Origin of the sequence: Mycobacterium sp. D16R24 (assembly GCF_002013385.1) — a bacterium.
In the GTDB taxonomy this organism is placed as follows: domain Bacteria; phylum Actinomycetota; class Actinomycetes; order Mycobacteriales; family Mycobacteriaceae; genus Mycobacterium.
Genome location: NZ_MAEV01000010.1, coordinates 234,981 through 249,065 on the forward strand (window position 1 = coordinate 234,981; position 14,085 = coordinate 249,065).

21 protein-coding genes are annotated in these 14,085 nt (G+C 67.7%); 3 read left to right on the top strand and 18 right to left on the bottom strand.

Annotated features, from left to right (window positions below; genetic code table 11):
- Positions 1-103: 103 nt before the first annotated feature.
- From B4383_RS08900 to B4383_RS08910, 3 genes are all read right to left on the bottom strand, one after another.
- A complete protein-coding gene (locus B4383_RS08900) occupies positions 104-661 on the bottom strand; it encodes an antibiotic biosynthesis monooxygenase (RefSeq protein ID WP_232783723.1) in 558 nt (185 codons plus the stop codon).
- Complete coding sequence (locus B4383_RS08905) at positions 648-983, bottom strand: hypothetical protein (protein ID WP_078281789.1); 336 nt, start codon at positions 981-983, stop codon at positions 648-650. The genes B4383_RS08900 and B4383_RS08905 overlap by 14 nt, the downstream gene beginning before the upstream one ends.
- A 120-nt stretch (positions 984-1,103) precedes the next feature.
- Positions 1,104-1,595, bottom strand: coding sequence for a hypothetical protein (locus B4383_RS08910; RefSeq protein ID WP_109551612.1), 492 nt, complete (start codon positions 1,593-1,595; stop codon positions 1,104-1,106).
- A gap of 92 nt (positions 1,596-1,687) precedes the next feature.
- Here B4383_RS08910 and B4383_RS08915 point away from each other — a divergent pair, with 92 nt between their 5' ends.
- Together B4383_RS08915 and B4383_RS08920 are read left to right on the top strand one after the other, a co-directional pair.
- The gene (locus B4383_RS08915; RefSeq protein WP_078281790.1) at positions 1,688-3,229 is read left to right on the top strand and encodes a multicopper oxidase family protein; all 1,542 of its coding nucleotides are present in this window, start codon (positions 1,688-1,690) and stop codon (positions 3,227-3,229) included.
- Between the two features lie 79 nt (positions 3,230-3,308).
- Entirely contained in the window at positions 3,309-3,929 is a 621-nt protein-coding gene (locus B4383_RS08920) for a DUF1942 domain-containing protein (protein ID WP_078281791.1), read from the top strand.
- A gap of 98 nt (positions 3,930-4,027) precedes the next feature.
- Here the strand turns inward: B4383_RS08920 and B4383_RS08925 are convergent, their stop codons facing one another.
- Positions 4,028-4,369 (bottom strand): hypothetical protein, encoded by a 342-nt coding sequence (locus B4383_RS08925; RefSeq protein ID WP_078281792.1) that lies wholly within the window; start codon positions 4,367-4,369, stop codon positions 4,028-4,030.
- Positions 4,370-4,475: 106 nt separating this feature from the next.
- Positions 4,476-4,907, bottom strand: a complete 432-nt coding sequence (locus tag B4383_RS27085; protein WP_232783724.1) for a hypothetical protein — start codon at positions 4,905-4,907, stop codon at positions 4,476-4,478.
- 158 nt (positions 4,908-5,065) lie between these two features.
- Here B4383_RS27085 and B4383_RS08935 point away from each other — a divergent pair, with 158 nt between their 5' ends.
- Positions 5,066-5,932 carry a polysaccharide deacetylase family protein gene (locus B4383_RS08935; RefSeq protein WP_078281793.1) on the top strand — a complete coding sequence of 289 codons (867 nt, stop codon included), beginning with the start codon at positions 5,066-5,068 and terminating at the stop codon, positions 5,930-5,932.
- Positions 5,933-5,954: 22 nt separating this feature from the next.
- Here B4383_RS08935 and B4383_RS08940 read toward each other — a convergent pair whose 3' ends face one another.
- From B4383_RS08940 to arsB, 13 genes are all read right to left on the bottom strand, one after another.
- Positions 5,955-6,287: a hypothetical protein gene (locus tag B4383_RS08940; RefSeq protein ID WP_232783728.1), complete on the bottom strand. Its 333-nt coding sequence runs from the start codon at positions 6,285-6,287 to the stop codon at positions 5,955-5,957.
- Between the two features lie 212 nt (positions 6,288-6,499).
- The gene (locus tag B4383_RS26610) at positions 6,500-6,781 is read right to left on the bottom strand and encodes a hypothetical protein (RefSeq protein WP_078281976.1); all 282 of its coding nucleotides are present in this window, start codon (positions 6,779-6,781) and stop codon (positions 6,500-6,502) included.
- A gap of 100 nt (positions 6,782-6,881) precedes the next feature.
- Entirely contained in the window at positions 6,882-7,331 is a 450-nt protein-coding gene (locus B4383_RS08950; RefSeq protein ID WP_139360638.1) for a hypothetical protein, read from the bottom strand.
- Between the two features lie 130 nt (positions 7,332-7,461).
- Complete coding sequence (locus tag B4383_RS08955; protein WP_078281796.1) at positions 7,462-8,019, bottom strand: hypothetical protein; 558 nt, start codon at positions 8,017-8,019, stop codon at positions 7,462-7,464.
- Between the two features lie 97 nt (positions 8,020-8,116).
- A complete protein-coding gene (locus B4383_RS08960) occupies positions 8,117-8,323 on the bottom strand; it encodes a cation transporter (protein WP_078281797.1) in 207 nt (68 codons plus the stop codon).
- Between the two features lie 307 nt (positions 8,324-8,630).
- Complete coding sequence (locus B4383_RS08965) at positions 8,631-9,584, bottom strand: M56 family metallopeptidase (RefSeq protein ID WP_078281798.1); 954 nt, start codon at positions 9,582-9,584, stop codon at positions 8,631-8,633.
- Entirely contained in the window at positions 9,581-9,964 is a 384-nt protein-coding gene (locus tag B4383_RS08970; protein WP_078281799.1) for a BlaI/MecI/CopY family transcriptional regulator, read from the bottom strand. The genes B4383_RS08965 and B4383_RS08970 overlap by 4 nt, the downstream gene beginning before the upstream one ends.
- Positions 9,965-10,048: 84 nt before the next feature.
- The gene (locus B4383_RS08975) at positions 10,049-10,762 is read right to left on the bottom strand and encodes a hypothetical protein (protein WP_139360639.1); all 714 of its coding nucleotides are present in this window, start codon (positions 10,760-10,762) and stop codon (positions 10,049-10,051) included.
- A 104-nt stretch (positions 10,763-10,866) separates the two neighbouring features.
- Entirely contained in the window at positions 10,867-11,040 is a 174-nt protein-coding gene (locus B4383_RS26615; protein WP_176126416.1) for a hypothetical protein, read from the bottom strand.
- A 202-nt stretch (positions 11,041-11,242) separates the two neighbouring features.
- Positions 11,243-11,812, bottom strand: coding sequence for a DUF1942 domain-containing protein (locus B4383_RS08985; RefSeq protein WP_078281977.1), 570 nt, complete (start codon positions 11,810-11,812; stop codon positions 11,243-11,245).
- A 262-nt stretch (positions 11,813-12,074) separates the two neighbouring features.
- A complete protein-coding gene (locus B4383_RS08990; protein WP_078281802.1) occupies positions 12,075-12,488 on the bottom strand; it encodes a low molecular weight phosphatase family protein in 414 nt (137 codons plus the stop codon).
- Positions 12,489-12,562: 74 nt separating this feature from the next.
- Positions 12,563-13,231, bottom strand: a complete 669-nt coding sequence (locus B4383_RS08995) for an arsenate reductase ArsC (protein WP_078281803.1) — start codon at positions 13,229-13,231, stop codon at positions 12,563-12,565.
- Positions 13,232-13,235: 4 nt separating this feature from the next.
- Positions 13,236-14,085, bottom strand: an 850-nt coding sequence (arsB, locus tag B4383_RS09000; protein ID WP_078321068.1) for an ACR3 family arsenite efflux transporter, incomplete at its 5' end; no start/stop codon positions are given.

Genomic DNA, 14,085 nt, shown 5'->3' on the forward strand with positions numbered 1-14,085 from the left:
GCCGCGACGCTACCACGGCCCGTCGATACCCCAGGCGGGTATGTGACCGGATTGTGATGCGCTCCCGGCGGCCGCCCTGGCCCGCGCGGTGCAAGGCCCGCTGTCATGGCTTGACCTCGAACCGGTCGATCATGGCGCCGCTGCTGCGCGGCGCTGGCACCGGTTGGCTGGGTGCGCCCGATGATCGGTGCACGGTGACCCCGCCGGTGGGTGCTGGTGCGGGTTTGGCGTGTACCCGCTGCACATCGCATACCGTCAGCTGCAGCGGGATCTGCGCGGCCTGCTGTATGGCGTGGATACGTCTGATCACCGGCTCGGACTGCAGGTATTTGTGCAACCGCTGCGGCGTTTTCCAGGTTTGATGCACCAGGAAGTGCCCCGGGTCACCGGCGTCCCGCAAAATCTCGTAGCGCAGGTTGCCCCGGTCGCGGCGAGTGTGTTCCAGCAATATGTTCAGGTGCCCCCAGATCGCTTCCTCGGCACCGAGCTTGGCGGTGACCTCGCCGACCACATGCACCGGCGAGCTGCTGCTCGGGCGCGGTGTCAGCACTCGTGCTGCGGGCAGTATCCATGCCGGCGCCGCCTGCGCGGGTTCGCCGGGCACCTGCTGGCCGCTCATGCGGTACCGGGGGCCGCGGCGGCGGGGGTCAGCATTGGACATCGACGTGGTAGACGCTGTACAGCCTCACGACCTGGTTCCGTCGCGACGATCCATTGCAGTTTGGACAGTTTGTTGTCGCAGTCGGGCCGTAGACGTCGAGGTCCTTGCGGATCCGGGTGGCCACACATTGCGAGAGCGGCTTGTTGCCGGTCTTGGTGACGATGATCTTGTTGCCTTGGGCTTTGAGGTTGTTGATGACGTCGTCGGCGTTGCCGAGACCGCCCGGCCCGGCCTGGGCGGCCGGCGCCGTCAGCAATGTTGCGGCGATGGCGGCTGCGGCCAGTGTCAATCCGGGCAGACGGCCACGAAAAATGTTGTTCATGGCAAAAGCACCTTCTACGTGTGGGCTGCGCCAAGTGGCGCGGCGATGGCTGATTGGTCGGCTACAGACCAGAACCCGCGCCGGCCCGGTAAGGGGCATGCAGGTTCGGGCCAGCCGCGGTCAGCGCCGCAGTACGCAGAAACGGTGAAGGATGATGCGGCCGGTGGCGATGGCCACGGCCCCGGTATGGGGCGGCCCGCGGGTCCATGCCGGGGAACCGGCCGCGACTGCTGCATAGGCAAGCAGGGCCAGTGCACCGATCCACAGCACGCGCAGCACAGTCGGTGCGGCCAGCTGGGCAGCCACACCATCGGCGACCGAGCACACGAACGCCGCGGCCTGCCCGATGTGGTTGTGTGCGGTGGCCGCGACATCACCGCGCTGCAGCGTCGAACCGGCGGCTACCGCGTGATGCGGAAGCGCGGTCGCCGCGGCGCTGTGGTGGGGCAGCGCCGCGCACTGCAACAGCAGCACCAGGGCGGCCATCGCGGCCACGATCAGGGCTCCCAGCCACGACATACCCCGCAGTTCGCGGGCGCCGCCGGCGGTCACGGCCAGGCGCCCTGCCCGGGAGTTCCCGGGAGGTTGCAGCTCACCAGTGGACGGCAACACCTCTTCACCATAACATGATATGCGCATACCCTTACCCGGTATTTGACATGTGTTTTTGACGGTCGGCGCGGTGGTGTTGAAGGGAGCGGTTCATGACGGTATCGCGATCGCAATGGGGCCGGCGCGACTTCTTGCAGCTGGGTGCGGCGGCCGCCACAGCAGGTGTGCTGGCCGCCTGCGGCGCTCGTTCGCGCGGCGGCTCGACTGGGCAGCTGGTGGGGCCGGACTCCCCGCAAGTGGCGGCGCTGGAGGCGGTGCGCCGCGACGGGGGCGGGCGGCTGGTGCCGGTGCGCTTGCAGGCCCGCCCCCTGCAGTTGGATCTGGCGGGCCGGACGGTGTCGACGTGGGGGTACGGCGATCAGGTTCCGGGGCCGACGATCCGGGTCCGCAAGGGTGAGGTGTTGCGAGTGAGCACCGCCAACGGGCTGCCGGCCCCGACCACGGTGCACTGGCATGGGATTGCGTTGCGCAACGACATGGACGGGGTACCGGATCTGACGCAAAAGCAGATCACGGCGGCGGGGTCGTTCACCTACGAGTTCGCGGTGGCGCACGCGGGCACGTATTGGTTTCATCCTCATGTGGGCACCCAGCTCGACCGCGGCCTGTATGCGCCGCTGATCATCGAGGACCCCGATGAGCGCGCCGACTACGATACCGAACTGGTGGTGGTGCTCGATGACTGGATCGATGGCACCGGCACCGACCCCGACAAGGTCCTGGCCGGGCTGGCCGCCAAGGGCATGCCCGAGATGGGGCCCTCGATGGGCGGTATGTCTGGCGGTATGCCGATGGGTGGGATGGGGGTTAGTGCGGATGCGCCGCTGGGATCCGATGGCGGCGATGTCACCTACCCGTACTACCTGGTGAACGGGCGGGTGGCCGCTGACCCGCAGAGCGTCGATTATCGGCCCGGGACCCGGGTGCGGCTGCGCATCATCAACGCCGCAGGCGATAGCGCGTTTCGGGTCGCAGTTCCCGGGGTGCCGATGACGGTGACCCACACCGACGGCTTCCCCGTGGCGCCCCGGCAAGCCGACGCGCTGCTGATCGGGATGGGCGAGCGCATCGACGCCGTCATCACCATCGGTGATGCGTCGGTGCCGCTGCTGGCCGTCCCGTACGGCAAGGACGGCTACGCCCAGCTGGTGCTGCGCTCCGGCGGCAAACCGGTTCTCGGCGAAACCCAAAACGCGGCCGTGGCGTTGACGAAGATGGCCGTGCTGGACACCGCGACCTTGAGCGCCACCGCCGAGGTCGCGCTGGTACCGCGTGAACCCGACATCTCCTATGACCTGCGCCTGGCAGGTCCGGGCGAGAAGTACACCTGGACCATCAACGAAAAAACCTACAACCGGGCCGAAGGGCTGCCCGTGCGCGAAGGCCAACGGGTGCGGCTGCGCTACCTCAACAACTCGATGATGTTTCACCCGATGCACCTGCACGGGCATACCTTCGCGGTCCGAGGCCGGTCCGGGGCCTACACCGCCCGCAAGGACACCGTGCTGGTGGCGCCCATGGCCACCGTCGAAGTGGACTTCGATGCCGACAACCCTGGCCAGTGGCTCACCCACTGCCACAACATCTATCACGGCGAGGCCGGGATGATGACCGTCATCTCCTACCGCCAATAGCGTCCCCGGCGGCGAAGATTGCGCTGAACCGGCCACGCCGGGCCGAATGTCCCACTGACCTCACAGAAAGAGACCGCACATGCAAGGACTGCGATTCGTGTTGTTGGCCCTGGCCACCGCCGGGCTGTTCCTGACCGGGCTGCTTGCCCCGCCCCTGGGGCACGCTGCGGGGTCCTGTCCGCACCGCTTCGGGGCCGCTCAACAGCTGCCCGACGCTGGCGGCGGTACCCAGGAATGGACCGTGGCCGCCCTGAAGAAATCAGAGGCTGTATTACCCGGATACAGCCCGGCCGGCCAGCTCTGGGAAGCTGCGGCCACCGTGCGGGCCGCGCGCGGCACCATCACCGCGCTGATCCCCAACCTCGCCGCCCACGCCACCGGCGCGCACTACCCGGTACTCTGGCAGATCGGCACCGACCAAGGACTGCCCGCCGCCACTCTCGATGAAGGACAAACATCCTCGGGCACACTGTATTTCGATGTCACCGGCCCGGACCCGATGGCCGTCATCTACGGCACCGGCGGCGCCGCACCGGCGATGATGTGGTGCTGCAACGAGTCCATGAACATGCCTATGGACTCGAAGATGAAGGCCGACATGAAGGCCATGATGGCGGACTGCCCCTGCTGCCAGGACATGCCCGCACCCACCTCGGGCGGCGACTGCCCGTGCTGCGCCGGTGCGCCTGCCCCGGCCTGACCCCACCGGTGACCGGGCTAGCCTGAACGTCCCGGCCCGGTCACCGCGTAAGTACCGGCCAGCGGGCCGGGACCGACTGCGATATCAATGCGGCATGGTCAGCACTGCACGTCGACGTACATGGTGCGGTACAGCAATTGTGTGCCCACACCATTGGCGCGTTTAGCCCGGTTGGGGTCGACCACCTGAGGATGGGTCCACCAGTACTCGGATTTGCCTTCGCGTACCGATGTCACGGAGCACATCTGCAGCGGCTTGTCGCCGGTGCGATTGACGATGACCTTGTCGCCCTGGCGCTGCAAAGCCATGATGACCTGCAGCGCGTTGGGGGCGGCCGGGCCCGCCCAGGCCGGCGCGGCGCCGGACAGGCCCAGCGTTGCCCCGGCCAGGACTGCGACCATCGATGCGGCCGCGCGGTGAAGAAAACGGTTGTTGTGCATAAGAATTCCCTACGTTGGGGTGCCGCACACGGGGGCGGCGAAGCTGTCGAGGACACACCAGTGCGGGCTGCCTGTGGCTAGAGCGGCAGGCAGCCCGGGGTGTTCGTCAGCGCCGGATAACGCAGAGCTGATGCAGCAAGACGGCGCCGCTGGCTGCGGCGGCTGTGCGCGTCCATGGCGGCGGCCCGTGCGCACCCGCCCGCACGGCCATGGCCCCGGCGGTCAGCAGGACCGGCGCGGTCCACTTCAGCGCTGCGTTGTCGCCGCCGGCCACGTTCCCGGCTAGCGGGGGGTGTGGGCAGGGCGCATCCAGGTCAGCGCGCACATCGTGAACGTGTGCGGTGATCAGTCCTGGTACCGCGCCGAGGGCCGCGTTAGGTGCATGTTCGCCGCTGGCCGGGGCCGGTGCGCCCGCGCGGGGCAGCTCGGCCGTGCACCCGAGTATCGCCATCGCTGCCAGCGCGGCGGCTAGCAGCAGCAGCGCCCCCGCGCCCCTGTGGGACCGGCGGCGATACCCCCAGCCCGGGTGCATCCGCATGCGGTCCATTCTAGCCTTTACCCCTACCGGGTATAGCCATATAGCGGTGGTGTGCTGACGGTGTCCAGGTACGCGTGCAAGGATGCCCCCCGCGGGTATCACGATCGCGGCGGCGCGCAGGCCGCCGCAGTGCCGCCCGGTGCGTCAGGAGGTGGCCGGTGGGTGCGGTGCTGAGGTCGGTGCGGTTCCAGATCACTGTGGTGACGGTGGTGGTGTTGGCCGCGGCCGGCGTGGTCGCCCTCGGGGTGCGCCATCATCTCCTGCTCGGCCCGGACACCGTGGACTGTGCTCGCTACAAGTGTGTGGCGCTGACCTTCGATGACGGCCCCACCCCGTTCACCGATCGTCTGCTGCAGGTGCTCACCGACCGCGGCGCCAAAGCCACGTTCTTCCTGATCGGCAACAAGGTGGCCGCCGACCCCGACGCGGCCCGCCGCATCGACGCCGCCGGGATGGAGGTGGCCAACCACACCTGGGAACACCCCAACATGGCCACCATCGCGGTCGCCGACATCGCAGGCCAGCTCAACAGGGGCGCCGCGGCGATCACCGCCGCGATCGGGCACACCCCGCACCTGTACCGCCCCGCCGGCGGAGTCTCCGATGACGCGGTGCGCGCCGAAGCCGGGCGACAGGGATTGGCCGAAATCCTGTGGGACGTCATCGCATTCGACTGGATCAACGACGCCAACACCGCCGCCACCGTGTACATGCTCAAAACCCAGATCAAACCCGGCTCGGTGGTGCTGCTGCACGACACCTACTCCAGCACCGTCGACGTCGTCTACCAATTCCTGCCGGTCCTGATCGCCAACGGCTACCACATGGTCACCGTCAGCCACCTGCTCGGGGATCGCGCCCCCGGCAGCAGCTACGGCAGCCGCGAAAACGGCCCACCGGCCAACGATATTCACGACATCCCGGCCGACAAGATTCCCGCGCTGCCGGCCACACCCTCACCCAAACCCGCACCGAACCTGCCGATCACCGACATCGGCGGCCAAAATCCCGGCGGCCCACAATGATCCGGGCCGCCGCAGTGAAGCTCTAGCACCGCACGGTGACATACATGACGTGCGAGGCCAACGAGCGGGTCGCCGGCCCTTTGCGTTGCTGCACCTGGTTATAGATGTGCCGCCCGACGCGCACCGAGACGGCGATGCACGCCGACAGCGGTTTTCCGGCGGTATCGCCGTTGACGATCACCTGGTCCCCACGGGCTCGAAGGGCGGCGATCACAGTCTGGGCGTTACCCGGCGCCGGGCCGGCGGCGGCGGGAGCTACCAACGCAAGCCCGGTGAACGCGGTGATACCGGCCGCTACCGCCACGGCGGCGGCGCGCCGGCAGGCGGACACGGACGGTGTTGTCAGTGTTATCAATGATGTGGTCACGGTCATGGATGTCCTTGTATTTCAGGGGTACACGGGGTGGCCAAGGGCCTGTGGGGCTGTCGGCCAGGGGCAGGCAGCGGCGGCTCAGCGGGGCCGGGCCGCACAGGGTGTGGTCCGAACCGGAGCAGCGACGCGGTGAAGGGGTGCCGCCCCGCCTGGACGCAGTGTTGGCGGGGCGGCACCGGTCAATGGGGCCGGTGTTAGCGGTGCCCGCCCCAGCCGCCGCCATGGCCGCCGCCCCAGCCGTGGCCCCCACCACCGCCCCAGCCGCCGCCATGCGGCGGGCGCGGCCAGCAGTTGTGGTGGCGGCAGCCGGGCCCTGCGGGGGCCTGGGCACTGATGGAATCTGCGCTCGGGATTGGTCCGCTGGCCTGCGCCAGGGCCGGTGCAGCCAGGGCCAGGGTCAGCGCGGCTAGCGGGGCCGCCGCGGCGGCGGCCAGCCTGCGGTAGCGGCGGGTGTGGTTAATTACGGTGCGGTTCATGGTGATTCCTTGCGTGAAAGGGGCCGCCATCGCGGCGGCCAGGATGGGATGCGATGACCGGTATCAGCGCCCCCGATGGGGGCTCTGGGGGAACCGGCCGTCAGCGCCGCATCACGCAGAAATGTTGCAGCCGGTCACGGCCGCGGCGCAGAAACCAGATCGCGGCGCGACGCGGTGGGCCGCGGGTACTGTGCGACCACAGCATCGCGGCGGTCGCCACCAGAAACATCGCCGCCGCGGGCACCGTGCCCCACCCGTGCACCGCGTCGGCTGCCGCGGCGACCACCGTGGTGGCGGCGGTCAGTAGGGCGCACCGATGGTGGTCACCATCGCCGGCCACGGCGATCAGCGCACCCAGTTGTGCGGCCGCGCCATGTACCCCGGCGGTAGCGGGGACGTGCCGCACGGGTGCGGTGATGGCGGTGTCGGGTGCGGCCGGTGGGCACTGCAGCGCGGGCACCAACACCACCGCCGCGGCCAGCAACACCCGCACCACGCCGATGGCCACCCAGTGCGGGTGGCGCGGCGTGCGGTCACCGGTGAGCGCCATCACCCCACCGTACACCCTAACCATATACCCGTATAGGGTATGCAGAAAATGTATTCATGCTGGTTGGGGTACAACGGGGCACCGATACCTGGTGGTGCCGGTTGCCGGGGCGGCATGCAAGTGCAGCGGGTTAGGGCGATTCCTCGGCCGGTGGCACAGGCGGCTGACCGTGGGGGTCTTCCAGGACGGGGGCAGCCGGAGCGCCGGGAACCACCGTCGGGGGTGCGGCGGCCTCGGCGCCGCCGATGTTCTGGGGCGCCCGACCGTAGGGGTCTTCCAGTGCGGGAGTCTCATTGCCTGCGCCGTAGTTGACGCCCGTGGTGCTGGACACTGCTGGCGGCCGCACGCCGCCGGTCACCGAGTAGCGGGTACTGGAGGAGGACTGGATGTTCGGCGGGTGGGCGCTGTTGCCGAGCTTGCTGCCGGGCATCCCGGTCGCGGTGGCTCCGGGGTCGGCGTTGGTGGCGATCTTCACCCCGCGCGCATCCACCGCGGCCGGGGCAACCGCCGGGAAGTTGTAGTAGCTGTAGGTATAGCTGCCCGGGACCGAAGGCAGCGGCGCCGGGACTGCAGGAATGAACGGTATCGGCGGCGGGTCGGCCGATGCCGCCGGGGCTGCGGCGGCGAGCGCGGCGAGCACGCCGGCCGCGATGCTCGCCGCACTCCAGAGGGGGTGTCGTGTGGCCATGAGCGGTGTCCTTTCGAAGGAATGTCTTGTCAAAGCCGATGTCTTGGATCTGGCCGAGTCGTGTGACCGACCCTGCAGGCGGGCCGGGCCCGGCGACTCATCCGGCCAGTGCGTAGCCGGCTTGGCGTATGGCCGCATCGATCGCCTCGACCGGCAGGGTCGCGGCCGAGGAGATGGTGACGGTGCCCTCGGCGATATCGACATCCACACCGCTGACCCCCGGAAGCGCAGCCACCTCCTGGCGCACCGAGGCCGCGCAGTGCCCGCAGCTCATACCCGACACCTTCACGGTCACTGTGCTCACCGAAACCTCCTTGCCCGCACCAGCAGATTTCGAAAGGATACCCCCGTAGGGTTATTTGTGCAGAGTATTGCTGCGCACCGCTACAGGCTCGTGTACTCGGAACCGGCCAGTACCGGGACGGGGTATCACAATCCACCCCTTACCTGGGCAGTTGCGCGGGCGATCGAGGCTCGATACCCCCGTTCGGGCGGCCTCGTTTCGGTGGGATCCGGGTTGCCCGGTTCATACTTGTACGGGGTACGCCAGGTGTGGGAGGAAGGACTTGGTGGTCTCGGTATCGTGCGAGGGCTCCGGCGGCATACCTGCCCTACGGGCTGCACAGCAGTGCGCCGGAGGCGGCCAGCACGGCGGTGATGATCGGGCCCGCGGCGATCACCGTGAGGCTTATCGCCAACGCGGTCCATGCGCGGGCCCGCACCGCAAGTGCCGGGGGTGATGCCACGAGTCGTTCGGCGCGGCTCAGGACAGCCACATTCGCCGCGCCGAGGGCCGCCGCCGGTGCGCTGGCGGCGCCGGCCAGGCCCATCAACCCTGACAGCAAGGCGCTGCGGCCGTGTAGACGGACTGCGGCATCGTCGGCACACATCTCCAGCAGCCGGGACACCTCGGCCGCCCCTACGGTCATGAGCCGCACTCGCGGTAAGACGGTGGACACGGCGCGCAGCGCCGAGACGAGCTGGGGGTGGTGCCCCGCCAGATGAGCGCATTCGTGCGCCAGCACCGCCGCGATCTGTTCGTCATCAAGAGCAGCCAGCGCGGCCGTCGTCAGGACGATCGCCGGCGGGCGGCCGGCGACGCAGTAGGCGGCAGGTTCGTGGGCTTCCAGAACCATCACGTGCTCGTCGGCGGTGCGCCGGCCCACGATACGCACCGCGCGAGCATGTTCGTGCGCGGTGTCGCGTAGCCGGACCACGGCGCGGGCCAGGCGTACCCCCAGGGTTGCGGTCGCTGCGCTTGCCGCCGCGGCCAGGGCCAGCAGCCCGGACTGCGGCGCGATGCCGACATCACCGGCGGCCACCGCGTGCAGGCGGGTGATGCACGCCGCGAGCACTGCCGCGGGGGAATCCCAGTGCCGGGCAACGTCAATGACAATGAGCACCGCAGCTACCAGCCAGGTGGACAGCACGCTGGCGATCGCGGCCAGCCACGCGGCGATCGCCAGATGTGGGGCGTGCGCCGAGCGGGTCAGGCGGGTTAAGACCGGTGGCCCGAATACCAGGACCGCCGCGCTGTAGAGCAGCAGGCAGACCGCGATGCTCACTTGGCGCGGGCCCGTTTCACCGGTCGCCGCAGCACCGCGGCCAGCCGCGCCGATTCTTCTGGGCCGATCTGCTCGAGGAAGTGGGTGAGCACCAAATCAGGGCTGCCGCCGCCGTGAAGCGCCTCACGCATAAGCCGGGCGCTGTGCTGTTCGCGGGTCAGGGTGGCCCAGTACCGGTAGGCCTTGCCCTCGCGCTCACGCGCCAGCCAGCCCTTGGTGTGCAGGTTGTCCATCGTCGACATCACCGTGGTGTAGGCGATGTCGCGTTCGGTGGCCAGCTCGTCGAACACCTCGCGCACCGTCATCGAGGTGTCCTCGTCGCGGCTCCACACACGATCCATCACCACCGATTCCAGCTCACCGAAACCTCGACTGCGCACTTGATGTATCTCCTGGCCTTCAACATTCTTACTGTCTACGTACGTAAATAGTAATACCGGCGTTCGGCCTGTGCCGCCGGTCGGTTATTGGCCGTCCGCAAACTGGTACCTCGAGGCGATGACCTCCCCGGGGTGCGGGGCGCCGTAGATGATGGCGATCTGGTCATGGGCAGCCAGTGTGATCGCGGCGGGGTTATCTGTTTGCGGCACACCGTTGACGATCACGCGCAGCTGTTTTCCCGCACCGGCGCGTAGCCCTCCGATGTGATCAGCAGCCAAGCTGACCTGCCATTCGGTGAACAATTCACCGAGGCTGAACTGCCGGCGCACCGGCGACTCGATGTGGATGATGCCGCTGGCATCGTGGGTGTGCAGGGCACTCATGGCGCCCCGTCGCCCATCGACACCGATATTGGCCGGTACGGGCACCGGCCGGCCGTCGACCTGCACGTCAAGATGGGCGTGAATGTGTAGCACGGTGCCCTCCATGCGCGCCATCGGCAGCCCGGCCGCGCCCGCTGCCGCGGACGCATCCGCCGGTGCCGGCCACGGCGGCGCGCTATCGGCACCGACCGCGACAGTGGCCGCCGGATGATCCAAACCAGTCGCCTCGCCAGGTGAGGTGTGTTGCCCACCGCGTGTGGCCATGGCAGTACCGACGACCGCTACCGCGAACACCGCCACCACAGCGGTACCCACCACCGGCACCCACCATCCGCCTGCGCCCTCACGTAGATCCGGCATAGCAATGCGCGCACCGCGCTGGCCTGCGGTACGTGCTTTGCGCCAAGGCGCCATTGATAACACTCCGTTCCCCGGCCCGGTTGCGCACGCAATCTCATCGCCGACAGATTCATCGACCGGCAACGCGGCAGCCTTGCGCGGCCGGGCCCGACTGCTGATTACAGGGCGCGCCCTGGCCTGGATTTGAGGAGGTCGATTTCCGTACGCAACGCCCGCAGTTCCTGTAACTCAGCAGAATTCGCCTCGCCGGGACTGCGCATCATCATCCACATCATTGCGCCCATCACCAGCGGGCACGCCAGTACCGCGGCCACCGTGAAAAAGTAAGTCATCGCGCTCCCTTCCCAACGGCCGATGCCCTGATTCCAGGACCTACGATCTCCGTACATAGATAGTAGATCGAGCTCGGCGGTGACGCCAGTATTCGCATGGCCCACCCCTGCCCCGCACGTAGAGGTGAGTCGCCGGGCGGGCGATACAGCACGCCGGCGTGGCACATCACCTGCCCGGCAGGCCATTTCACCCCAGAGCCGCTCAGGGCTTGTCCGCGCAGCAGTCGCCGCCGGGTGTGGGCATGTCGGCGCAGCAGTCGCAGTCCGCGTCCGGCGCAGACTTCATCGTGGCCATCATCGCTTTCATCGCCCCCTGCTCACACCACATGGCCGTCGGCATTGCCCCGCCGCCCTGGTAGGTCACCATCGCCGCAGCGGCACCGGTGACATCGAAGTACACCTTGCCCGTGGAGGTATGCCCTTGAGCCAGGGTGGCCCCCGGGATGCCGTAGGGGCTGGCCACCTGCCAGAGCACCGGGTAATGCTCCTCGGAGCCGGAGACGGCGGCAAGATTCGGAATGATCGGGGTCACCGTCCCGGCCAGTGCCCGCACCGTTGCGGTTGCCTCCCAAAGCTGCCCTGACACCGGGTAACCCGGAGTCGGGTCAGCGCTCTTGCGCAGCCCACTGACGGTCCATTCCTGTACCACCGCGCCACCGGCATCACCGATCCGCTGATGCGACCCCATTGTGTGGGGACAGCCACTTTTGGCGGCATTGGCCAGCGGGACACCGGCTGCCAGTATCGCCATCACCGCCGCGGCGGCCACCATGATCACTCGTAGTACACGCACGTGCCGTACCCCTTTCCATCGAAATCCAGTTACCTCGCACTGACCACGCCTGCCGATAGCGGAAGGTCCCAGCCGGAACCATCTACTATCTACGTACATAGATAGTAGATCAATGGTGGCGGTTGTGGCATCTGACGGACCCTGGCCTGCAGTGCCCATCTTGGATGAGCACGATGACGCACCCCTTGCTCATTGAATCTGGGGCGACTTCTCTTCGCGTCGCCCTTCTCAGGGACTGGTTCTACGTGGCGAGATCTACAACGAGTCGGCTCACCCGGGTGGCGATGTCGTCGCGGATTAGACGCATGCGTTCGATGCCGTCGATGCCGCGTTCGGAGGGTTCGTCGGTGTCCCAGTATTCGATCTGGACGCCGTCGACGTCGTCGATTTTGGCTTCCCGGCCCAGGACCACTACTCGATCGACGCCGCGGAGCAGCTCTGGGTCGATGGGTTTGGGGTGCTCACCAGTGATGTCGATGCCCACTTCGGCGAGGCTTTGAGCGGAGAGTTCGTTGATGGCGTCGCCGGGTTCGGTACCGGCCGAGCACACATCGATCAGGTCGCCGGCTTCCTTGCGCATGAGCCCGGCCGCCATCTGAGATTTGCCGCCATTGCGGCGGCACACGAACAACACCGAGAGCTTATCGGCGGCCATGGGATCAATAGCTCCTTGCGGTCGGAAGTCTGAAATTGTTTGTATAACAGGTAGATATGGCGGGTCTTGGCTGGCTACTTGGTGACCGGGACGGCGAGTTCGGCGAGTAAGTTGCGGACGCGGAGTTCGATGTCGTCGCGGATGGGACGGGTGGCATCGGTCGATTGTCCGGCGGGGTCGGGCAGATTCCAGTTCTCGTAACGCTTTCCGGGGAAGACTGGGCAGGCGTCTCCGCAGCCCATGGTGATGACGACGTCGGCGGCCTGCACGATTTCGTCGGTCCAGGGTTTGGGGTATTCGCCGGTGATATCGATGCCGACTTCGGACATGACTTCGATGGCAGCGGGGTTGATTTCGCGGCCGGGTTCTGAGCCGCCGGACCACGCGACGGCTTGCCCCGCGGCCAGGTGGTTGAAGTACCCGAGCGCCATTTGGGAGCGCCCGGCGTTGTGGGTGCACAGGAACAGCACGGTGGGTTTGCCGTCGCTGACCTTGCCTTCCACCCGCGCCAGGGCGTGTAGGCGTTGGCGGGCGAACCGTTCGGCCAGTAGCGGCAGAAAGTTGGGAACGGTTGCCCGGCCAGCGAACTGCTCATAGGACGAATGCAGGAACCGTTCGATCGTTTCGGTGCCGAAGGCGGAGCCGAACTCGGTCTCCAGGCGGGTGGCCGCGGTGCGCAGGGCATGGCGCTGATCAATCGACAGATCGGGGTGCGCGCGGTGAGTTACGGGGCTATCGGTCATCGGGTTACTCCGTCACATTCGTTGTCGAGGCAGAAGCGGTCGAGACATCGGACGAAATAGCTTGCGGGACTGCGGTGAATCGTCGCCGCAACGCCAGCGACACGTAGACCAGGGCGACCAGGACGGGGACTTCGATCAGGGGGCCGACGACTCCGGCCAGGGCTTGGCCGGAGGTGGCGCCGTAGGTGGCGATGGCTACGGCGATGGCCAGCTCGAAGTTGTTTCCGGCGGCGGTGAACGCCAACGTGGTGGTGCGCGCATAACCCAGTCCGAGGGTGGCGCCAAGTAGGTAGCCGCCGCCCCACATGATCGCGAAGTAGGCCAGCAGCGGTAGCGCGATGCGGGCGACCTCCCAGGGCTTGGAAGTGATCTGATCGCCTTGCAGGGCAAAGAGAATCACGATGGTGAACAGCAGCCCGTACAGCGCCCACGGACCGATCACCGGCAGGAACTTCGACTCGTACCACTGGCGGCCCTTGGTGCGTTCCCCGATGCGCCGCGACAGATACCCGGCCAACAGCGGAATGCCCAGAAAGATCAGTACCGATTGGGCGATCTGCCACGGCGAGGTGCTGATCTCGGTTTGGGGCAGGTGCAGCCAACCGGGCAGCACCGACAGGTAGAACCAGCCCAGCACCGCGAACATCACGACCTGGAACACCGAATTCAGCGCCACCAGCACGGCGGCGGCTTCCCGGTCACCGCAGGCCAGGTCGTTCCAGATGATCACCATGGCAATACATCTGGCCAGTCCGACGATGATCAGGCCGGTGCGGTATTCGGGCAGATCGGGTAGCAGCAGCCACGCCAACGCGAACATCAGCGCCGGGCCCAGCACCCAGTTCAGCACTAGG